Annotated in this window: 18 protein-coding genes; 1 reads left to right on the plus strand and 17 read right to left on the minus strand. The window is 34.4% G+C overall.

Annotated elements, in window-relative coordinates; translation table 11 throughout:
• Positions 1–137 precede the first annotated feature (137 nt).
• The 16 genes from LO744_RS11045 to LO744_RS11115 form a co-directional block, all read right to left on the minus strand.
• Positions 138–1,217 carry a porin gene (locus LO744_RS11045; protein ID WP_230669318.1) on the minus strand — a complete coding sequence of 360 codons (1,080 nt, stop codon included), beginning with the start codon at positions 1,215–1,217 and terminating at the stop codon, positions 138–140.
• Between the two features lie 276 nt (positions 1,218–1,493).
• On the minus strand, positions 1,494–2,060 hold the full coding sequence (locus LO744_RS11050; protein ID WP_230669319.1) for a K(+)-transporting ATPase subunit C: 567 nt from the start codon (positions 2,058–2,060) through the stop codon (positions 1,494–1,496).
• 108 nt (positions 2,061–2,168) lie between these two features.
• Positions 2,169–4,178, minus strand: a complete 2,010-nt coding sequence (gene kdpB / locus LO744_RS11055) for a potassium-transporting ATPase subunit KdpB (RefSeq protein WP_230669320.1) — start codon at positions 4,176–4,178, stop codon at positions 2,169–2,171.
• 55 nt (positions 4,179–4,233) lie between these two features.
• Complete coding sequence (gene kdpA / locus LO744_RS11060; RefSeq protein ID WP_230669321.1) at positions 4,234–5,928, minus strand: potassium-transporting ATPase subunit KdpA; 1,695 nt, start codon at positions 5,926–5,928, stop codon at positions 4,234–4,236.
• A 145-nt stretch (positions 5,929–6,073) separates the two neighbouring features.
• Positions 6,074–6,151, minus strand: coding sequence for a potassium-transporting ATPase subunit F (locus tag LO744_RS20460; RefSeq protein ID WP_394799523.1), 78 nt, complete (start codon positions 6,149–6,151; stop codon positions 6,074–6,076).
• A 2-nt stretch (positions 6,152–6,153) separates the two neighbouring features.
• Positions 6,154–6,534: a DUF7674 family protein gene (locus LO744_RS11065; RefSeq protein ID WP_230669322.1), complete on the minus strand. Its 381-nt coding sequence runs from the start codon at positions 6,532–6,534 to the stop codon at positions 6,154–6,156.
• A gap of 98 nt (positions 6,535–6,632) precedes the next feature.
• A complete protein-coding gene (locus LO744_RS11070; RefSeq protein ID WP_230669323.1) occupies positions 6,633–6,773 on the minus strand; it encodes a hypothetical protein in 141 nt (46 codons plus the stop codon).
• A gap of 12 nt (positions 6,774–6,785) precedes the next feature.
• On the minus strand, positions 6,786–7,145 hold the full coding sequence (locus tag LO744_RS11075) for a DUF7674 family protein (RefSeq protein ID WP_230669324.1): 360 nt from the start codon (positions 7,143–7,145) through the stop codon (positions 6,786–6,788).
• 159 nt (positions 7,146–7,304) lie between these two features.
• Positions 7,305–8,657 carry a sigma-54-dependent transcriptional regulator gene (locus LO744_RS11080; protein WP_230669325.1) on the minus strand — a complete coding sequence of 451 codons (1,353 nt, stop codon included), beginning with the start codon at positions 8,655–8,657 and terminating at the stop codon, positions 7,305–7,307.
• A 566-nt stretch (positions 8,658–9,223) separates the two neighbouring features.
• Positions 9,224–10,681 (minus strand): OmpA family protein, encoded by a 1,458-nt coding sequence (locus LO744_RS11085; protein ID WP_230669326.1) that lies wholly within the window; start codon positions 10,679–10,681, stop codon positions 9,224–9,226.
• A gap of 411 nt (positions 10,682–11,092) precedes the next feature.
• Positions 11,093–11,857, minus strand: a complete 765-nt coding sequence (locus LO744_RS11090; RefSeq protein WP_230669327.1) for a LytR/AlgR family response regulator transcription factor — start codon at positions 11,855–11,857, stop codon at positions 11,093–11,095.
• 81 nt (positions 11,858–11,938) lie between these two features.
• On the minus strand, positions 11,939–13,258 hold the full coding sequence (locus LO744_RS11095) for a RagB/SusD family nutrient uptake outer membrane protein (protein ID WP_230669328.1): 1,320 nt from the start codon (positions 13,256–13,258) through the stop codon (positions 11,939–11,941).
• Positions 13,259–13,269: 11 nt separating this feature from the next.
• Entirely contained in the window at positions 13,270–16,611 is a 3,342-nt protein-coding gene (locus LO744_RS11100; protein WP_230669329.1) for a SusC/RagA family TonB-linked outer membrane protein, read from the minus strand.
• A 6-nt stretch (positions 16,612–16,617) separates the two neighbouring features.
• Positions 16,618–19,182, minus strand: coding sequence for a zinc-dependent metalloprotease (locus LO744_RS11105; RefSeq protein ID WP_230670533.1), 2,565 nt, complete (start codon positions 19,180–19,182; stop codon positions 16,618–16,620).
• A gap of 121 nt (positions 19,183–19,303) precedes the next feature.
• Complete coding sequence (locus LO744_RS11110) at positions 19,304–20,887, minus strand: histidine kinase (protein ID WP_230669330.1); 1,584 nt, start codon at positions 20,885–20,887, stop codon at positions 19,304–19,306.
• A gap of 344 nt (positions 20,888–21,231) precedes the next feature.
• Positions 21,232–21,615 carry a hypothetical protein gene (locus tag LO744_RS11115; RefSeq protein ID WP_230669331.1) on the minus strand — a complete coding sequence of 128 codons (384 nt, stop codon included), beginning with the start codon at positions 21,613–21,615 and terminating at the stop codon, positions 21,232–21,234.
• Positions 21,616–21,821: 206 nt separating this feature from the next.
• Between LO744_RS11115 and LO744_RS11120 the strand changes: the two genes are divergently transcribed.
• Positions 21,822–22,625: a DNA alkylation repair protein gene (locus LO744_RS11120; protein ID WP_230669332.1), complete on the plus strand. Its 804-nt coding sequence runs from the start codon at positions 21,822–21,824 to the stop codon at positions 22,623–22,625.
• Between the two features lie 92 nt (positions 22,626–22,717).
• Here LO744_RS11120 and LO744_RS11125 read toward each other — a convergent pair whose 3' ends face one another.
• Complete coding sequence (locus tag LO744_RS11125) at positions 22,718–22,897, minus strand: alpha/beta fold hydrolase (protein ID WP_230669333.1); 180 nt, start codon at positions 22,895–22,897, stop codon at positions 22,718–22,720.
• Positions 22,898–22,945 lie beyond the last annotated feature (48 nt).

Raw genomic sequence — 22,945 nt, forward strand, 5'->3', positions numbered from 1 at the left:
TTTTTAACCATTAAGAGCATTTAGTTTTTAAGAATAAAACAATTCATACTTTTTAAGATTCACCTAGATGAATGATTTAGCAACATTCTTAAATCAATCAATTATCTTAATGGTTAAAAAGTCAAATTTTATTTTTATTAAAATGAAATTGCCAATGCTGTAGTTGCTGTCAAACTATTTTTATTAAACTCATCTGTTCTGTTCATAAAGATAGCATCTTTACTACTTAAATTTCTAATTTCAGTTCGCCAGACAAGATTGGGGGAAATCTGATAGTCTAAGTTTAAAGAATATCCGAAAGTTTTGAAACCATTTTCTGTACCTGTAGAAATAATGACTCCTTTTTCATCCTGATAATATTCTCCTCTTACTGTAAAACTCAGTTTATCGGTGGCATTGTATTTTACAATTAAAACCGGAGTATACCAAATATTATATTGATTACTTCCTTTTACTTTTTGTTCGGCTCCGATATCGAAGCCGGCAGTCAATCCAAACTTTTTATTGATTTGATAGATTGCATACAGATTATGAAAATACCTCATCTGTCGAATACTGTCGGGCTTATCATTTCCTATGAACGAGCTGCTGTTTAGAGTCAATTTTTCATTAGGCTTAAATATCAGTTGATGCCCGAATGCAGGAGTAGAATTTCCATCAACTCTTTGAATGCGTTGCCAACCGTTGAGAACCAAACCACTTACAAACCATTTTCCGCTTTCTGAAGTATAAGAAATCTTTGCTCCCGTTTCGAAATAGGGAGAATTGTCTGCGAAAAGACTTCTTGTGAGTGTCCAGTTATCTTTTCCTATTGCACTTTCAAAACCTAAATGGGATGGGAAAACTCCGGCATCAATCCAGAGATTATGTTTTTTAGAGATTTTTAAACCTGCATTAGCTTCATACACATTTTTCATCACGTCTTGTTCGGCTGCATAATTGGCATTCATGTAAGTTCCTGCTGCAAGAGCAAGATTAGCTCGTATATTTTCTGTATTATAGGCTGTTTTTATAAAAGCTAAATTGATATTGACTTCATTATTTCTATTGTGGCTGTACACAAATCCCGGTCGGTTATTGTTTTTAGGATTATTAAAATCTGCTGTATAGTAAACTTCAGCATATCCGCTTACAGTAAAGGGTTTATTGATTGAATCATTTTGAGCAGATGCAGTAATTCCGCATACGGCCGACAAAACAAAAAGTATTTTTTTCATTGATTTTTAAATTAAAAAGTTTGGGAGAATTTATTTAATACACGGCATTTTTTTTAACCGTAAAAGCAACAAAAGATTTATAATGAAATAAGTTATTCAAAAGCTAGCAAAACAAACAACAATTCAAAATTTCACATTTTGTAAACTTTTGAATGTCTCTTTTCCCAATCATTTCTTTTGATACTTTTGCGGTAAAAGATATTTTAAGTTTTTGTCATGTACTATAAAAGAATTTCATTGAATAAAATTCACGATGATAATATTGATTTTTTAAATTTATTTTCCGCTTAATTCGTCTAGTGCGATATTCAATTTAAGAACATTGATTTTTTCAGGACCAAACATTCCCATCAAAGGTTTTTCTGTATGTTGAGCGATGAGGTCATTAATTTTTTTCTCATACATGTTTCTGCTTTTAGCAATTCTTTTTGCCTGAATTTTCGCAGCCTGAACTGAAATATTCGGGTCGAGACCGCTTCCGCTTGCGGTTACTAAATCTGCAGGAATTTCTGACTTTGCTATCCCCGGATTTTTCATTAAAAAAGTATCAATACGAGCCTGAACTAATTTAAGATATTCTTCATTTGATGGACCTTTGTTGCTTCCTCCAGAACCTGCAGCATTGTAATCAACCGCAGAATGTCTTGACCAAAAATATTTATCGCTGGTAAAAGACTGTCCGATATTGGCATAGTAGGTTTTGTCATTGTGTGTAATCAAATCTCCTTTTCCATGATTTGGTGAAAGCTGAGCAATTGCCCAAATAGAAATCGGATAAACAATCGCAAGAAGAATGATGCACAAAGCAGTCAATTTTATTGCAGGTAAAATATGTGTTTTCATTTTATAATAATTTAATGAAAGGCAAATGGCAAGAAGATATGGAATCGTTAAAAGGACGAAAAGTGTGATTAGATAATAAAGCCTCTCCTTGCCAAGCCAGTTAGATATTTAGAAAAATAAGGAAACGATGAGGTCTATAATTTTAATACCAATAAATGGAATTATCACACCACCCAATCCAAAAATGAGTAAATTGCGTCTCAGCAAAGCCGATGCACCAATAGGTTTGTAAGCCACTCCTTTAAGTGCCAACGGAATTAATATCGGGATAATAATCGCATTGAAGATGACCGCAGACAAAATTGCACTTTCCGGACTGTGAAGATTCATAATATTTAAACCTTGTAAAGCAGGAATTGCAGTGATAAACAAAGCCGGAATAATCGCAAAATACTTGGCGACATCATTGGCAATACTGAATGTCGTCAATGTTCCTCGTGTCATTAATAATTGCTTCCCAATTTCTACAACTTCTATCAGTTTTGTAGGGTCATTATCTAGGTCAACCATATTTCCGGCTTCTTTTGCAGCCTGAGTTCCGCTGTTCATGGCAACACCTACATCGGCCTGAGCTAAAGCTGGAGCATCATTGGTACCATCTCCCATCATCGCAACCAAACGACCATCGTTTTGTTCTTTTTTGATGTAATTCATTTTATCTTCCGGTTTTGCTTCGGCGATAAAATCATCAACCCCTGCTTTTTCAGCAATAAACTTTGCCGTTAAAGGATTATCACCCGTAACCATTACGGTTTTAATACCCATTTTTCTAAGACGGTCAAAACGTTCGCTGATTCCGGGTTTAATAATGTCCTGAAGCTCAATTACTCCTAAAACTTTTTCATTTTCTGAAACTACTAAAGGCGTTCCTCCGTTTTGAGAAATTTCTTTTACTTTTAAATCTATTTCTTGAGGAAAAGTATGTCCGGCTGATTCTGATATTCTTCTAATAGCATCTGTTGCTCCTTTTCGAATACGGGTTTCATCATAATCAACTCCTGAGCTTCTGGTTTCTGCAGTAAATTTGATAAATTTAGGATTGTTAATTTCATAGCTTAAAGGATTAATTCCAGCCAACTCAATAATCGATTTTCCTTCAGGAGTTTCATCTGCCATTGAGCTTAGAACCGCTGCTTTTATTAATTGTTTTTCATCAACTTTGTCAGCAGGATAAAAACTTGTTGCTTTACGATTTCCGATGGTGATTGTTCCGGTTTTATCTAGCAATAAAACATCGATATCTCCTGCTGTTTCTACTGCTCTACCACTTTTTGTAATCACGTTGGCGCGCAACGCTCTATCCATTCCGGCAATTCCAATTGCTGATAAAAGTCCACCAATTGTAGTAGGAATAAGACATACAAACAAAGAGATAAACGAAGCAATAGTGATTGTAACATTAGAATAATCAGCAAATGGTTTTAAGGTAACACAAACAATAATAAAAACTAATGTAAAGCCTGCCAATAAAATGGTTAATGCTATTTCGTTCGGCGTTTTCTGTCTGGAAGCACCTTCTACTAAAGCAATCATTTTATCTAAAAAGCTTTCTCCCGGCTGCGTAGTTACCTGTACTACAATTTTATCTGACAAAACTTTTGTTCCTCCTGTTACAGAGCTTTTATCACCCCCTGCTTCACGAATTACGGGAGCAGATTCTCCGGTAATCGCACTTTCATCAATCGTAGCAAGACCTTCGATGATTTCTCCGTCTGAAGGAATAATATCTCCTGCTTCACAAACAAACACATCTCCTTTCTGTAATTTGGATGACGAAATTGTATCACCATTTTGAAGTTTTGCGGGAGTTTCTTCTCTCGTTTTACGAAGACTGTCTGCCTGAGCTTTTCCTCTTGCTTCGGCAATGGCTTCGGCAAAGTTTCCAAACAGAACAGTCAGTAGAAGAATGATAAATACGGTGAAATTATACGCAAAGCTTCCCTGAGATTTTTCTCCTGTCAAAGTCCAGATGCTAACAAAGAACATTACTAATGTACCAAGCCATACGAGAAACATGACAGGGTTTTTAAACATTAGTTTAGGATTTAGTTTCACAAAAGACTGTTTCAATGCTTCCTGAACCAATTCTTTTTGAAACAAAGATTTATTTTGAGTCATTTTAATTTCTGTTATTTTAAATTTAATCTGAATTTTATTTAATTAGGTATCAAAATCATAGCGATTTCATTGAAAAATATTCTGCAATAGGCCCTAAAGCTAATGCCGGAAAGAAAGCTAGTGCTGCAATAATGGCAATCACTGCAAAAGTCATTAACCCAAAGGTTGAGGTATCAGTTTTCAGCGTTCCTTCCCCTTCCGGAATGTATTTTTTCTTAGCCAGTAATCCTGCAATTGCGATAGGACCAATAATTGGCAAGAAACGACCGAGAAGCAATACAATTCCTGTAGAAATATTCCAGAAAAGATTATTATCGCCTAAGCCTTCGAAACCACTTCCGTTGTTGGCAGCAGAAGATGTATATTCATACAATACTTCGCTGAAACCATGAAATCCGGGATTATTGAGTGTAGAAGTACCCACTTCCGGAAAATAAGTAGCTATTGCAGTTCCTACAAGAATTAGAAACGGATGAAATAGTGCTACAATCATCGCAATTTTCATTTCACGGGCTTCAATTTTTTTACCCATAAATTCAGGAGTACGGCCTACCATTAGTCCACTGATGAATACGGCAAGAATTATATAAATGAATATATTTAGGATTCCTGCTCCGTCACCGCCATAGAAAGCATTCACCATCATGGCAAGCATTTGGGTCATCCCTGAAAGTGGCATTGCACTGTCATGCATAGAATTAATAGACCCGGTAGAAATAACCGTAGTTACAATACTCCAAAAACCTGAAGCCGCCGCTCCGAAACGAATTTCTTTTCCTTCCATTGCACCTAATGATTGGTCAATTCCCATCTGACTGATTGCGGGATTACCATTCATTTCCATAATAACTGTCGGTACCGCCAACAAAAGGAATCCAACCGTCATGACTCCAAAAATCATATATCCGAATCTCTTTCTGCGGATAAAATGTCCGAATGCAAAAACCATTGCCATTGGAATGATAAACTGAGCAAACATCTCAACCATATTGGTAAAGTAAGTTGGGTTTTCAAGTGGATGTGCTCCATTAGCTCCAAAAAAGCCTCCACCATTAGTTCCTACATGTTTAATCGGAACAAATACTGCAACAGGTCCTGTAGAAACGTCTACATTTTTACCTTCGAGTGTAATCATTTTATCTTTCCCGCTGAAAGTCATTGGCATTCCCTGAAAAACCATTACCACACCCATTAAAAATGAAAGAGGCAATAAAATTCTGGTTGTTGATTTAAGGAAATAGTCGTAAAAATTCCCCAGTTTTTCGGTAGATTTTTCTCTGAAAGCTTTAAAAATTACGATTGAGGCAGCCATTCCTGTTGCTGCAGAAACAAATTGAAGGAACATCAACCACATCTGTCCCAGATAGCTCATCCCGGTTTCTCCTGAATAATGCTGTAAGTTGCAATTAACCAAGAAAGAAATGGTTGTATTGAATGCCAAATCCGGCGACATATCCGGATTTCCGTCTGGATTGAGAGGAAGCCAACTCATATTCATCAAAACCAACATGCTTAGGAAAAACCATAAGACATTGATTGTTAAAAGAGCTGTGAGATGCTGCTTCCAGTTCATTTCATGATCAGTATTAATCCCTGATATTTTGTAGAAAAACCTCTCTATGGGTTTGAAAACAGGATCAAGAAATGTTTTTTCTCCTGTGTAGACTTTTGAAATATACTTTCCAAAAGGTATCGCCAGTAGCAATGTTATTAAAAACATCGCTACAACGCCTAAAACTTCAGTGTTCATAATTTGTTTAATGAATTAATGCAAATTCTTTTACGGAAATCACCAAGTATAAAAAAGCAATGACGAAGCTGATCCAAAAAATCAGAATTCCCCATTCTTTTAACTGATGTATAATCTTGCGGTTCATTTGCTTATTAAATTGTTTTTAAAATTTCTCTGGTTTTACCAGTACATAGCAGATGTAAATGAATATCGCTATTGAGAGAAGGAATAATAAGGTCATATCTATAGTTTTAAATTTTGATCTTTTTTTGTTTGATCACTGTACACATTTCTAAAATCTTTTGGAATTTCCTGATAGATAAATTTCCATTGTTGTGGTTTTAGATTTTTTCTTAAGGCTCCGAATGAACGTACAAAAAGATTTTCTATAATGTATCTGATGTAAGAGTTTCCATTTTTGTAAATCCAGTACATTCTTTTAATTGAAATATTAATTTTCTGTACATTTGAATTTTCTGTAAGCACTTTTATATCATCTACTGCAACCTGTACAACTCCTGGAAAATTATTTTGCTCAGAAAGCGCTACAATCTCTTTTCTAACTGTTGGAAAAAAAACTTTCAGATATTCTACAGCAGTGAATCTGTTTATTTTTTTCAACATTTTAAATTTTTTCGAAATATTCGATGAGGCTATAAAACAAAACGAATAGCAGAACTGCTGTTGCTAATAGAATAATTGTGGTCATTGTTTATCTGTTTTTAGTTAACCTGTAGAATTGCTGCGGCGACAAACACGCCAAGGATTACAGCAATATTGATGGTTATTATTTCAAGATTATGTTTTTCACGGGTAGCTTTTAAGAGTTTCCAGTTCCCTATTTTTCTAATTTTAGACTTCATTTTTTTTTAGTTTTAAATTCCAGATTTATAAACTTGACGCAAATAATTATTTTGAAGACCCGGAGACATTCTCGCAAAAATCAATTCTTTGTATGCCGGTTCGCAGCAAAACGTAAGGCTATCTAAAGAATAGATGAAAATATTTTCGATAGCGTTTTTTAATGCCTGATCTCCTTTGTTGTAAAGCAGATTCATCTTGGTAATCGACTTCATCAGAATTTTCTGATCGTGATTTTTAATCAGCTTTTTTATTTGTTTGGTGAAAACACTGATTACCATAAATGGTGTTTTGGTTTTGTAAGATTCTTTAAATTCTTCCTCAGATTCAGGAATGATTTTTACGATTTCTTTTACAGCGTCTGTATGATTCATTTTTAGATTGTTTTGAATACTTATGCCAAGATTTATTCCTTTGACAAAACAACACACATAAAAGCTTGAAAAACAAACAATTAAACAAAACACAAGATGTGCTAAAACACAAAAAACCCTATCAAAATGATAGGGTCGTTATCAGAATGGAAGTATTTCCTACGAGACTTTATATTCTTCAATCTTTCTGTACAAGGTTGCAATACCGATTTCGAGTAATCGAGCGGCTTCAGCTTTATTGCCTTTTGTATGATTGAGAACTTTCTGAATCTGCATTTTTTCGGCACTTGCCATAGAAAACGCAGACATGAGTTTTGTTTGTAGAGTATCTTTTTCGTTATTGTACACGGCAATATCGATAGGAAGACTTTCTATCCCTAGTTCGGGAGAATCGGTGAGAATAACACTTCGCTCGATTACGTTTCGAAGTTCACGAATATTGCCTCTCCAAGAATGATTTTTTAAAGCTTTTAAATAATCTGGAGAAGCTGAGGTTATATTTTTTCCTGTTTTAAGCGAAAAACTTTTCAGAAAGAATTTAACCAACAATTCAATATCTGCAACTCTTTCTCGCAATGAAGGAAGTTTTATCTGAAAAATATTAATCCTATAATATAAATCTTCACGGAAGTTTCCATTTTCAATCTCCGTTTCAAGATTTCTATTGGTGGCAGAAATGATTCTGACATCGGTTTTGGTAGGTTTACTGTCTCCAACTTTCAGAAATTCACCAGATTCCAAAACACGTAATAGTTTTGCCTGCAAATCTAATGGCATCTCTCCTATTTCATCAAGAAAAACGGTTCCCTGATTCGCTTCTTCAAAAATACCTTTGCTATCTTTCATAGCGCCTGTAAAAGCACCTGCTTTGTGGCCAAATAGTTCGTTTTCTAACAAGTCTTTGCCAAAAGCTGAACAATTGATGGCAACAAAAGTTTTTTTGTTTCTTTTGCTTGCGTGGTGAATGGCCTGCGCAAAAACTTCTTTCCCGGTACCTGTTTCACCTGTTAAAAGAACCGTAGCATCTGTTCCTGCAACTTTCTGAGCCGATGAAATTGCGGCAGAAAACGAATCTGACTGACCAATAATGCTGCTAAATGATTGTTTGGTATCTAATTGTTTTTCGAGTTGTAAAACCCGTTTATTGAGCGCTACTTTTTCTGCAGCTTTATAGACAAGCGGAAGAATTCGAGTATTGTCATCTCCTTTTGTAATATAATCGAAAGCTCCATTTTTAATCGCAAGAACACCATCGGGAATGTTTCCAAATGCGGTTAACAGAATAATTTCTACGGTAGCAAATCTCTCTTTAATTATTTTTGAGAATTCCACACCATTTCCATCGGGCAATTTAACATCGCAAATCACAATGTCAATTTCTGAGGTTTCAAGTTTTTTTAATCCACTCTTCAGATTGCTTGCTTCGAAAACTTCAAATCCTTCAAGACTGATGATGCGTGACAAAAGCGACCTTATTTTCGCTTCGTCGTCGATAATTAAAATAGTATTCAATTGTGAAAAATTATAAGTTTCAAAATTATAACTAAAATTGAGTAATTGATTAAATATTTTTTGAAACTTAACAATAAGTTTAAACTAATTTTTCTTTAACCGCAGAAGACAAAAGATATTTGAAATGTATATGATTAGATAGTCAAAGCTCTTAAAAGAATAAAAATCAAGTGTTCATTTTTCAGAAAAAAACATTGTTGTCCGATTAAAGGAATAAACAAATTGACAAACTTAATGTTAATAGGATAAATCGACAGGTCGCTCCTCTGGAGCTTAGTTTTGGGTAATTTCATTTTTCTATTAACAGAAAATCCCGATGGGATTAATACAGTTTCATTAGGAGCAAACTGTTAATAGAAAATAGTGGTTCTTTTATCATTAAAGCTCCTGAGGAGAGAGCTCTTAATTATATTTCTAATTTTACCAGACAAGAATGATTTAAAAAATAAGCTTTAATAGAACTTTCTAAACCTTTTGTACCTTTTGCGATTAAAGAAGAATCTCAAATTTTTCTAAAAAAAAGACTGCCATTAAATGACAGTCTCAAAAATTAGAAGTTATTATTTTTATTTTGCTTTAAAATACACTCTTCTATTGGCTTTGTTTTTCCATTCAGGACATTTTGAGGCAGGATCACATTCAGGATACTTTAAATCTGCTTTTCCATTTCCCTGTGCATCAAGTTTATGAGATTCTACTCCGTTTTTAATCAAATACTGCATTACATTACTTGCTCTTTTTTTGGATAAATTTTTATTGTATACTTCACTTCCTCTTGCATCTGAAGCTCCTACAACGGTGTAAGAAGCATTTGAAGAATTAATATAACTCACTGCGTTATTCAAAATCGGAGTATTGTTTGACAAAATTTTATCTGAATTCAATTCAAATTCAATTCCATCTAATTTAGTTTCAGATTCTGCAACAACACCCGTTTCTTGGTTTGTAACCGGACAGCCGTTATTCTCTACAGGCCCAGGAACTGTTACACATTTATCATACAAATCAATTACTCCATCTAAATCAACATCAAGCGCAACACCCGAACCATCAACTCTTGCTCCTGCAGGAGTATCTAATTGTCTGTCCCAATCATCGCAAACACCGTCATTATCAGCATCACCAGCTTTGCAAGATTCAAGATCATTGATTTTAGATTCTAAAACTTCTGTTCTAGAATAGACTTCCTGCATTGGGTCGTGCCACATTAAGTGTGAGTCGTGTTTACCTAACTTTAATGAAAGACCAAGGGTAGCATTGATAAAATTATCAGAATTATTATCTTTCAGCGTATTCACTACTCTGTCTCCACCATCAAAACTATCGTCTGTAGTAACTACATACATCACTCTTCCTTCAACATCCCATCTTTTGTTGATTTTATATTTCAAACCGGCACCACCCTGTGCAAAAAATGAAATACCATTTTTAATTGGAGTAACATCTGTTACCAGACGCTGTCCTTTTTCATCTTTCAGATAAGCTCTATATCCTATAGTTCCTATACCACCATATCCGTGCAACGCCCATCTATATGGAGATTTATTATCCACTCTTCTAAAAAGATTAGAGAAATTAATATCCCCTAAAATCGAAATAGCATCATACTGAGTTCTCCCACCGTACTTTCCTGTTGCAGAAGCATTTGCTGGAGCAGCATTTTTAGTATTAAAAGCACCCTGACGAGTCTCTCCGCGGTCATACTGTAACTTCAATCCGAATGTATGGGTAATTGCTTTATCAATACTCAAATAAGCAGAGTATCCAACCATGCTTTTTCCGGCTCCCTCACCAAATTTTAATGAAGTAAGATCTGCATACTGCATTAACGGAACACCTGCACCAAATGAAATAGACCAGTCATTAAATCTCTTAGAAGACTGTGTAAAAGGCTCTACATTTGCAGATCCTGACGAGAATGTGTTTGGATAAACTCCATTGTTTGTTACTTTGAGAGAATCCTGCGCAAATACGCATGAAGGCACAGCTATCGCAAGCGATAGAATTGCTAATTTTGATTTCATATAAAAATTTTAATTTATTTAAAAAAAGGAAGATAAGTGTAGGATTAATTCATCCTATAAAACCTATCCATTTTCCCAAAAGCACTTGCCAGTGCGGGTTTTCAGCTGTGCCATCTTACATTCAATTACTGTACCAAAAAAGGAAATTCACATGCCACATTTTTTGGATTGGTTTGTAAAGAGTTGAAAGTTAGTCAACTTAAAACAGGAATTTATTTTAAAAACAAGTTAAAAAGATTGCTTTTTTAACCAAAAATTTAGAAGGATTATTATAATTTAAGAATACAAATTTTTGATCCAGATAGAATCAAAAATCATAGATAAAACAGCGTATGCAGGAAATATTTTGAAGATTTAAATCAGAACACGATTTTCAATATTGTTGTCGTAAAAAAAATACCTCTTTTAAGATTAATTCGTCATCCACTGCAAAAAATCTGTAATCTGTCTTTTACTGACAAATACATCCGAATTAATTTCGGGTGCAGGAGAAAGTTTTAATTCAATTTTTTGGCTTGAATGTTTAATGATTTCAACGATTGCCATTTTATTGATAATAAACTTGCGGTTGATTTTAAAAAATAGTTTGGGAGTTAATTTAAAGATGATATCTTTTATGGTATCATCATAAATATAAGTACGATTATCTGTCGTTGTTAAAAAAAGATATTTTCCGGAAGCAAAAAAATAAGCCGTATTTTCCTCTGGCACAGACTTTATTTTGTTGCCGTCTGTTACCATAAAGTGTTTCATCTTTTCAGTATCATTAGCCTTGTATAATGCAGAAATAGACTTCAGTACAGGTTCGGGATTAAAATTACCTCTTATCGAAATAAATTTTTGCAAGGCTTTATGTAAATCTTCTTCTTCAAAAGGTTTCAGGAGATAATCTATGGTGAAATGTTTGAAAACCCGCATCGCATATTCATCAAAAGCAGTAATAAAAATAATCGGTGTAAAAAGCTCTACCTGCTCAAAAATCTCCAGGCTCATGCCGTCGCCTAGGTGAATATCCATAAAGAGAAGATCGGCAGCATCATTTTTGAAGAAATCGATAGCCTGCTTTTTTGAACGAAGAATGACGATTTCTGTAATAGGGACAATGGTTTGTTTATCTAAAAGATCTTTCAGATAATTAACCGCCAATAACTCATCTTCTATGATTGCAATTTTCATAACATTGCAAAAATACAAAAAAACCGCTAAAACAATTAAGTTCAAGCGGTTTCGAGGGTTGTTAATATGAATGTTAAATTTTTATAAGTACGGATTGTTCTTCTTCGCACTTTTTGGGAACTCTATCGTATATCTTACATCATTTTGCTGAAGAATATATTCTTGTCCGTTGACGTTGTGAATGATTTTTTTCTGATTTAATCGTCTTAAATCAAACCAACGCTGACCTTCTAAGGCAAATTCTCTGAATCTCTCATCCATCATAAAACTCATGAATTCTGTAGCGTTCATCGCATTGACATCAGTTTGAATAGAAGTAAATCCAGCTAGAGTGTATCTGTTTTTCAAAACTTTAAGCAAGGTTTCTTTAGCTTCATCTAATCTGTTTAATTTTACTAAAGCTTCAGATTTTATAAAATATAATTCTGATGTTCTGAAAGAAACTCTGAAATCTGAACTTCCACCTTTGATGATTTTATATTTGCTGCCATTTTTTTGGAAATAGACTCCAAATCTTTTGTCGGTGGTTGTATTGTATTTTGCAAGTAAATCTGTAGAAGCATACGATATATTCTGTACAGCGCTGTTGAAAGAATTATCCAAAGCCATAATAGATTCTACCGAAGTAAAATGATTAGGTGCTTGAGTAGAGGTATTTAGATTGCTTAATTCTCCTTTAATGGCCAAAGCCTGCTCAGAATAGTTTAAAGCTTTACTCCAATTCCCTTCATACAAAGCTGTTTTTGCCTGAAAAGCCAATAATGAAACTTTCGAAAATCTATAATTGATAGGAGCTGTCTGCTTCTGCTCAATCATCATCTCTTCTGCTTTATTGATATCAGCATGTACCTGATCGTAAACTTCCTGTACGCTTGAAGGCTTTAAAACCTGCTCAAGATCGATTTCCAAATTAATAGGAACTCCTCTATCCTGAGATGCTGTCGCTGCATTGTATGGTTTTCCGTATAAATTGACCATATCAAAATAAACATACGCACGAAGCGCATAAGCTTCTGCCAAAATCTGCTGCTTTTCCGGAGAATCAGCCATTGTTTTGCTTCCTTCGTTGATGACCTGATTCAGATAAAAAACAACCGAGTAAAAGCTTACCCACGGAAACTCAATCGTAGACTGGTCGTTATTGCTGTCTTTCCACATCGCAATTTCACGGTAAGCGATGAAGTCACTTGTATTTTCATCTATATTAAGTTCATCTGTACGAAGCGAAACTAAAGATTTGTGAATAGGGTATTTTGAATACGCCGAAGTTAATACTTTACGGTAGTCTTCTACAGTAACAGGAATAATTTTTCCTTCTGGTTGTATATCTAAAAAACGATCGCATCCTATACTGGAAAAACTTAATGCTGCAACCGCAATGAATGTTGTAATTTTTCTCATGTTTTTAAATTTTAAAAAGAAACATTAAATCCTACTGTAACCGACTTAGTAATAGGCTGTGCATAAATATTACCATACGTTTCAGGATCGAAATATCCTTTATATCCATTACTGAATACAAATAAGTTACGCCCTTCAACACTTAACCTCAACGCACTAATCCCCATCGGAGCTGTAAATTCTTTAGGCAAAGTATATCCTAAACGAATGCTGCTGATTCTTACATAACTGATTTCTTTTGCCCAGATATCAAGAAGGCTGTATGCATTAGAACGGTTATCAGAAAGCCATTTGTTCCCCATCCAACCAGGGTTGGTTTCCATATCAGGACTTGTAATTCCCGGAAGTGTAGTCCCTGCGTTGTAGATATCTTTGGTATAATTTCTTCCTCTATCCAGCTCCATTCCACGGTAAGAAGGCGTTTGCATTACCGTTTGTTTAAGATTAAAAGTAGCAGAAACTGTAAAATCAAAGTTACTGATTTTAAAGGTGTTAATAATACCTCCTGTAAACTTAGGATCTCTGTCACCTACATACGTGAAAAGACTTCTCAGTTCTGCATTAGAAAGCTTAGAATCTACCAATTGACCCGGAAGGAAATCTGCATATACATCATACAATGCAAAGAAATCTTCAATTTTCACTTTTTCATTTCCTTTCCAGAACATTGGGTTTCCGTTTTCATCTATTCCTGCCGTTTTCAAAGCAAAAACAGCGTTTACCGGAAGACCTTCTCTTGAAGGAAGCAATGCATTATCACGAGGTTGCTCACTAAGAACATTACTCTTGTTGTGAGCAAAGTTAATGGTGGTAGACCATTTGAAATTATCTTTGTTGATGTTTCTTGTAGATAGCGCCAATTCAAATCCTTTGTTGGTTAAGCTTCCCCAGTTCATCATGGTATATTCAAATCCAGTTTCAAGAGGCGTTTCTTTCATACTGATCATATCTGTTCCCTTTCTGTTGTAAACATCAGCAGTAAGGTTGATACGATTATTAAATAAGCCTAAATCTAGCCCAAAATTCACATTGGTAGTCTTCTCCCAACGAAGTTTATCATTTGGAGGACTGATTACGTTGATGATATTCTCTTTTCCACCCGGAAGAATGGTCGTATCACTGTATTCACCAATAAAAAACGGTGATGTATTACGGTCAATATTTCCCTGCAAACCATAAGAAGCTCTTAATCTAAAGTTAGAAATAGCCGAAAGATTCTTCATAAATTCTTCTTTCGACACTAACCAAGAACCAGAAACCGCCCATATCGGAAGATATTTGTACTTTTTATTAACTCCGAATAAATTGGTACCATCATATCTCACACTTCCAAAGAAGGTATATTTCTGATCGTATGTATAAGAAGCCGTTGCAAACATTGAAGCGTATGCATTCTCAATTGGAGGCATTTCTCTGTAAGTTTCGTACTTTCTTTCCGCTGCAAAATTCGAGCTTGGAAAAACAATCGCAGTAGCTCTTCTCGTCACAGAATCATACCCGAAAGCTCGTGTAACTGTTGTATTATCCTCAGTTTTACGAAGTTCAGTTCCCGCCATTAAATCAATCTCGTGTACCGAATTGATTTTTGTGCTGTAGCTTCCCTGTAATTTCCAGTTGTACTGAAAGAAATTATTATCCCAGTTTTGTTTTACTCCACCACCCGGCAAAAAGTAACGGTATGCACCATCTTTGTAATAACGGGTTCCCTCTTTCATCTTTCTGGTAAAGTAGGTGTTTTCGGCTGCAAATTTCTCTGTCTTATTGCCGTCGTACTGAATCCCTAACTGTGAAGTAATTTTCAGACCTTTTGCTACTTTATAATCTAAATCGAAAATCGCTTTTAATGACTGATTTTTCAGGGTATAGCTTGTATTTTCTCTCTCTTCTAAAAAGTTGAAAGGAATATATCTGTTTTCAAAACCATCAATATCCTGGTCATATCTATAGCTTCCATCAGCATTGTAAGGACTTAAATAAGGATTTGCATTTCTTGAATAATTAATCGGGCTTATAGAAGCATCGGCATCGGTAACAAATGATGTTCTCTCACTTTGTGTCCCAAAAACTGAGACTCCAAAATTAAGTTTATCATTTATTTTATAATTGTTTTTCAACGTCAGGTTATAACGCTCAAAACCAGTTCCAATCGTTGTTCCCTCTTCATCATAATATCCTAAAGAGAAATAGTAGTCTGAACGGTCACTTCCTCCGGAAATACTCATACCATACTGCTTATTAATTGCATTTTGATACAATAATTTTCCCCAGTCTGTATTGTTGTTTCTTAAACCGTCGATTTGCTGACGTGTCAATAGATTTAAACCTCCTAAACCTCCATTTCTATAGGCATCAAGCTGTCCGTTTTTGGTTAAGATTCTCATCACTTCCCCTTTATCGGTACGGTACGTTAAGTCGGTACGGTTGGCAAGCATTAATTCTAAATCTACTTTTTCAGAAGCATTTAAAAGATTAAGTTTACCAAAATCAGGACGTGCCGTAATAAAAGTATCTGCTGAGAAGTTGACTCTTAAACTTCCTTTTTTTCCTTTTTTTGTTGTGATAGAGATTACTCCATTCGCTGCTCTTGCTCCATAAATAGCTGTAGCTGCTGCATCTTTTAGAATGGTAATATCTTCAATATCATTAGGGTTTAATCCCGCAATAGAAAAATTCTGAAGCTGATCGATATTGTCTTTATCACTAAAATTTGGCACATCATTTCCCTCCAACGGAAGACCATCAATTACCCATAGCGGATCTTGAGGTCCCGAAAGTGAAGCGGTACCACGGATTCTTATTTTTGCAGGACTTCCGGGAGCTCCTGTTTCAGGCGTAACCGCTACTCCGGCAATCTGACCGGCTAATAACTGATCTACACTGGCAACACCCGCCTGCTGAATATCGTTCATCTTCACTGTAGTTACAGCTGAAGTTTGTTTACGCTTTTCAATTTTTTGATATCCTGTAATAATTACTTCCTGAATATTGTTTTTTTCAGGAATATCGGCACTTACAACAGGTGTTAAAGTTATATTATAATTGGTTTGACCTTCAGAAACCTCAATTACTTTAGGTTCATACCCAAGATAACTTACCGTTACAGATTTTGTATCTGCAGGGATTTCTAAAATAAATTTTCCGTTTTTATCTGTGATGGTTCCGATAGAAACACTTTCAATAATTCCGGATTGATTTGTTTTTGTAGAAACAGATTGAGTTTCAATTTTTATCGATGCCCCCGCAATGACTCTTGAGGTATCTCCGTCATCAATTTTCCCGGTAATGGTTTTCTTTTCTTGGGCTAATGCAATCTGAGCCGCCAAAAGAGGTAAAAGTATAAATGCTTTTTTCATAACTGATTACTTGTTTAAAGCCTCTTTAATACGGATGATTAAGTCAGCATAATGAGCCCTAGAGGCATCATCTCCCTTGTTTTTACTTTTGTTTAATAAATTCAACACCTTCTGTAGCTCTGCTCTTTTATAAGTAGTAACCTCAGACACTCTTTTCATCGATGAATAATTAATATTCCTTAGATTTTGAGCTTCTTCCTGGAAATTACAAATGGTAGGAATATTCAACGTTTTATCTATTTTTATTGCTTTCACAGCAGTTTTTTCAAATAATTTATTCACTGAAACGATTAGAGCGTCCACATAATTTTTCTGTGTCATCTTCTCAAGAATCGTTAAGCTTCCTTTTTTATTAAAAATTGAACCTCTTACTTGCTCAAATAGATTTTCTACGGTATAAATTTCTTCCTTAGAGCCAGAAATCTGGTGTTTCAATTCGTTTTCAATCATTCTCAACAAACGATCATCCATAAACAAAGAATACAAATTACCATACTGCATTCCTCTTGCAAGATTGTAAGGAGTCTGCTCAAATGGTCCCATTGGTGAGTTTTTAACAGGATATGTTTTCTCAGTAATCGGATTAAAAAATAACCATTCCGGAAGGTTTATCGCATTTTTAACAAGATAATCAACCGCTCTTTTCTGAGTTTCGGCAGGAACCGCTTCGTAAGCTTTTTTGTTACTTCCAAAAACAGTATGATCCAAATAAACTCCTCCTACATTTGCCATCACATGACCAGAATACAAATCCCATTGCCCGATTGCTCCTAAATAAAGCTTACCGGCATCGGTATACTTTTTCCCATCTTCATAAGTCCATTTTAAAAGATTATCAATTACAATCTTTAAGTTTTTCATCCCATACTCACTCGCCTTCATCGCATCATCACCTAAATCTTCAGACTGCGAACGCGGATCGATGGTTTCTAGATAACTCTGTTGCTCACCATAAAAATAGGTAGGATCATCTTGATGTTTTTCTATTAAACTTCTCAATGCTTTTTTCTCAGACACTGCATCTGAATACCAACGGTACCCCCATTCAATGGCATATTTATCATAAAGTCCGATTTTTGGAGTAATTGCAGTAACGCCATCCTCGGGCTGAGCTACATAGTTATAACGTGCATAATCCATAATTGAAGGCGCTGTACCTCCCATTTCATCTGTAAATTCTTTTGAACGCAATGATTCAACCGGAAAAGCAAATGAAGAACCCATATTATGTTTCAATCCAAAGGTATGCCCTACTTCATGAGATGATACAAAACGAATCGCTTCGCCCATATGCTCGTCACTAAATACATTTCCTCTCGCTTTTGGATCAATAGGCCCAGTCTGAATTCTCATCCATTCTTGAAGAGAAGTCATTACATTATGCCACCAAATAATATCAGATTCAATAATCTCGCCACTTCTAGGATCTACCACAGAAGGTCCCATCGCATTAGATTTTGGTGAAGCCGCATAGGTAATCACCGAATATCTTACATCATCAATATCAAAATCTGTATCATTCTCATCCGGCATTTTTGCGATAACGGCATTTTTAAAACCAGCCTTTTCAAAAGCAGCTTGCCAATCGTAAACTCCCGCTATAATTTTTTTACGCCACTGGATAGGAGTTGCAGGATCAATATAGTAAACGATAGGCTTTTTAGGCTCTACCAATTCTCCTCTCAGATACTTTTCTTTATCTTCATCTTTAGGTTCCAAACGCCATCTTGTAATGAAACGTTTTTCATCCATTCTTTGTTGACGGTCATTAAAAGCCCAATGTTTTTCACTGAAGAAACCAACTCTAGAATCATCAGTTCTAGAATCCATCGGTACTTTAGAAAGCAACACAATATTACTGGTCACCCCAAGTGTTACAGGTAAATCAACCCCTCCTTCATTAACTGTAGTGGTCAATTGAGACTTAACGACAAGGTTTTGAGGAAATGTTTTTACGCTTTCAATATAAGAAAGATTAGATTTTACCGACCCTCCAAGACCAACATTTGCCAAAACATCGTTGAAGCTTTTTTGGTTACCGTCAAAAACTTTATTTACTTTAATAGCTACCGAAGTAGAATCGGTATTTTGTGCTTCAATATCGAAAACCTCAATTACAGATTCTGAAAAATTATCTTTAACAGATTTTGTAATCACATCATTTTTTGGAGAAGACACTTGTGGAATTACCGTTTTAACCCAAATCTTTTTGGCGACATAATCACGGTGAAAAGAAATGACCTTATTTTCATAATTCATTCCTTTATTAAGTCCAGCTTCATTCACTTGCATCGGAACTTGTGAAAGCTTATTGACCACCAAAAACTGTCGACCGATTAAACTGTCTGGAATTTCAAAATAAATATCTGTTTTTACCTGAATCGTATTAAAAAGACCTTTTTTATAAGTTCCTTTTTTGATCAGTTCATCAATTTTTTTCGTTTTTTTTGAAGAAACATCTGTTTTAGCAGATTTTTCTTTGTCGGTAGTTACCGTATCTTTTTTCTGTGCAAATACTGACGGAGAGGCCAAACTAAGCCCCAGATACAGTGCAAGCCTGTAATTCTTCATTAAAATAGTACATTTCATGCCCTCTAGGTTTTCAATTGACAAAACTATAACCTATGAAACTATATCTATATTAATAGGGAGTGAAAGGGAGAATTATCGGAGTGAGTGGATTTTTAAGCTTTTAATCCATCAATGGAAGAAAACAGATAAAATACCCATCTTGCATAGAGATATCCAGATTATTATTCTTAAAATATTGATAAATCTGATTTAAATAATCTAAACCAAACTTTTCGCTTTGGATATCTTCTGTCTTCGGTTGCCATGTATTTTTTACAATAACTCCATCTTTTTCTACGGTGATTATAATGGATAAAGGATTATCTATTGTTGCGATATTATGCTTAATGGCATTCTCTGTAACCAACTGAAGAGACAAGTAGGGAATTCTCTTTTCTAAACTTTCTTCATGATTGATAATCAATTCAAAGCTAATTTCCTGATCAAACCGACTTTTCAAAAGATCCATATATTGTTTGATAAAGCTGATTTCTTGTGAAACTGGGACAATATTTTCTTTTGGAGGAACAATAAGATATCGATAAATCTTTGAAAGATTCATGGTAAACTTCTGAGCATTATCTTTGTTAAGCCCAATCAACATATAAAGAGAGTTTAATGAATTAAAAAGAAAATGCGGATTGATATTATTTTTAAGCTGTTGAAGCTGATTCAAGACTTCTGCGCGATGCATTTTTTCATTTTCAACAAGGAGTAAATTCTTTTCTGACTGTATTTTTTCTTTCTCCTGAAACGCCATATTGGTTGCCCTGTAAAATAAAATAAATACCGTCACAATAAGTAACAAAGCTGCCAGAAAAATATAAACGGTATATCTTTTTGTTTGATTTACACTCTCATCAATAAGAAAACTTACATAGTTTACCACTGCATATCCTTCAAAATTATCGGTTTTTAAAGGTTTTATAAATCGTATAACTTCTACATCAAGATATTCTGAGATTGTATTTCGTTCCGTATATCCCAATTGAGTTTTGCTCGTTAAGGTATCTTCTGGCTGAATATCTGTAAAGTCGAAAATATTTTTACCCAAATATTTTTTTTCAGGATGAGTAATGCAAATGCCTTCTTTTGAAAAAACATAAGTATACGTATTCGGAGACTGATCGATGGTCGCAAAATACTGATGAAGATTATCAAGACTTACCGCAGAACCGTAATACAGCATATCTTTATTTGCTTGTATCAAAGAATCGTAACTTAACCAATAAATACTGTCATTATGACTAATGATATAATTATTAAAGTTACCAGGGGCTTTATTTTTTATTTTGGTGTACTTTTCTACCTTTTCATCTTTTTTGAGAATATCTGATAAAAGATCTTTATTGCCAGATTCTCCAGAAGCGCCATTGTAGTAGTAATACCAACTATAGGGAATGAGTTTACGCCTTTTATTTAAACTATTTAAGACTGAGGAATAATCTTTGTAATTTTTAAGCCCATCTTTCTGAATCAAAGCACGAAGAAGGTATTGATAATCTTCAATGTTTCTAAACTCTTTTTCTACCGTTTCATATTTCCTCAAAAAAGTTTTTCGGGCAAACTCTTCATTATTTTTTCGGCTATCGTGCGTAATAAGAAGACTCAGCACCGCAAAAGCGACCGCTGCTATAAAACAAGCTGACAAACCTGCTATAAAAACAGATCGTTTTGTAAGTACATGTTTAAAATTAATCTTCAAAGGTTCCGAATTATTATAGCTTCCAGTAAGTACAATGGCTCATGAAAAGCTCAGTTTTTAATCTTGTTGTTTTATTAAAATAGATGGAAATCAAATAAACATTTCCATAAACAGAAAACGAATATACATAATTTTTTAAGCAAAAAAAGAGAGTTTATGATTCAAAAATTGGAAATGGATAGCGCTATTTATCTCTAAAACCTTATTATTAAAGCATAAAAAGTAGTTATTAAAGCCTTTTTAGTTTAAAAAAAAATCACTCATTTTCACAAAGAAAAGGAACTGAATAATTATTCAATTCCTTTTTATTTTAATGAACAAGAGCTTCCTCTCATCAATATATTTTAATGAAAATTATATGACAAACGGTAAATATCTCTAAAGTAAATTTCAACTTCTGAAACGTCTTCATATTTAGGCGTTATAGTCGATGATTCCGAGAAGTTTATTTTTTGAGTAACAAATACTGCTTTTATTTTTTTCTTACATCCACAATATTTATGATCATTTTTCTTATGTTCCTTCAACGGAATCGTTTTTATGGTAGTGTATTCTAATTGTTCAGCCTTACTAAAACTAGATGGGTTTAAAGTAAAATAAGGTTCACCATGATAGAAGTAATGATCAATAATTTCGGGATTATTTTTCTGAGACGAATCGGCGTAGGTTGAAGCATGATATCCGCTACATTTTTGGCAAAAAGCCACCTTGATATAAATCTGTTCCATACATTAATTTTGCTATGCGTTATATAACAGATTGCATGCCATAATCCTTTGCGAAGCTTAAATTATTGATTTTTTACGATTTTTTCATATTGAGTTAACATAAGTTTACTTGTAAAAACACTTTACTTTTTTATGGAGAATAAAGGCGAAAAATAATCTATACATTTGTGCATTAACCTACATCGATTTTATATCGAAAAATTGTTATGACAGAAATAAAACGCAAAGGTTCTCGCTCAACAAAAGATATTCCCAAAGATATTTTAGAACAGTTGAACCGTGGAGAAATTGAAACAGCAAATTTAATTGAATGGTTGGCAGTTGACCAACGGCTTTTATTGGAAAACATATTGATGCAGTTTAATAGAACTAAATATTTAAAACCAATTTTATCCGAGATTCAAAATCTAAAAAAGCAAACGGTAAACACCATTAATGAAGCCATTGGAACACAAATCCTTGAGCTGTCATTAAAAAATAAAGACCCTGAAATAGTATCAATAATTACCCATCACACCTCAGATTTAGTTCGGTGTTGGGCTACCTATACCATTGGTAAAAATCAGGCATTAGATATTTCTCAAAAACTTCAACAAATTCAGGTATTTTCAGCTGATAAGCATTTTGGAGTAAGAGAAATTTGTTGGTTGGCAGTACGACCAAGCATCGCTAAAGACTTAGCAAAAAGTATTGAAATATTATCAAATTGGACAACCCATAAAGACCTAAACATAAGGCGATTTGCAAGCGAAGCAACACGACCTAGAGGCGTTTGGTGCGAACATATTGAAGAATTAAAACAAAATCCAGAATTAGGCTTATCTATTGTAGAACCTTTAAAATCTGATGAAGCAAGATATGTACAAGACAGCGTTGGAAATTGGCTAAACGATGCAAGTAAAACACAACCCGATTTTGTGAAAACAATTTGCGACAAATGGAAAACCGAAAGCCCAACCAAAGAAACAGCTTACATTATAAAAAAAGCATTGCGGACTATTGAAAAATAATTTAGATATTTTTTCTAGAATATGTCGCATTTTTTATGAAATAAGCTCTTTTAAAAACACTTTAAAAGAGCTTATTTTAAGTAAATGCTATGTTATAAACTTGCAGCGGCTTCTTTAATTAAATTGGCTATTTCTTCAGGATGAGTAGCCATTGAAGCGTGGCTTGCATCTAATTCGATTACTTTTTTAGGATTCATTCTCGCGCTCATTTCTCGCTGTGTATCGGGATGTATCATTTTATCTTGATTAGAAACCTGGTACCAAACTGGCAAATTTTTCCAAGAAGGACTAGCCATTTCATCTCCAAAACATTGTCCGTT

This window comes from Chryseobacterium turcicum (assembly GCF_021010565.1).
In the GTDB taxonomy this organism is placed as follows: Bacteria; Bacteroidota; Bacteroidia; order Flavobacteriales; family Weeksellaceae; genus Chryseobacterium; species Chryseobacterium turcicum.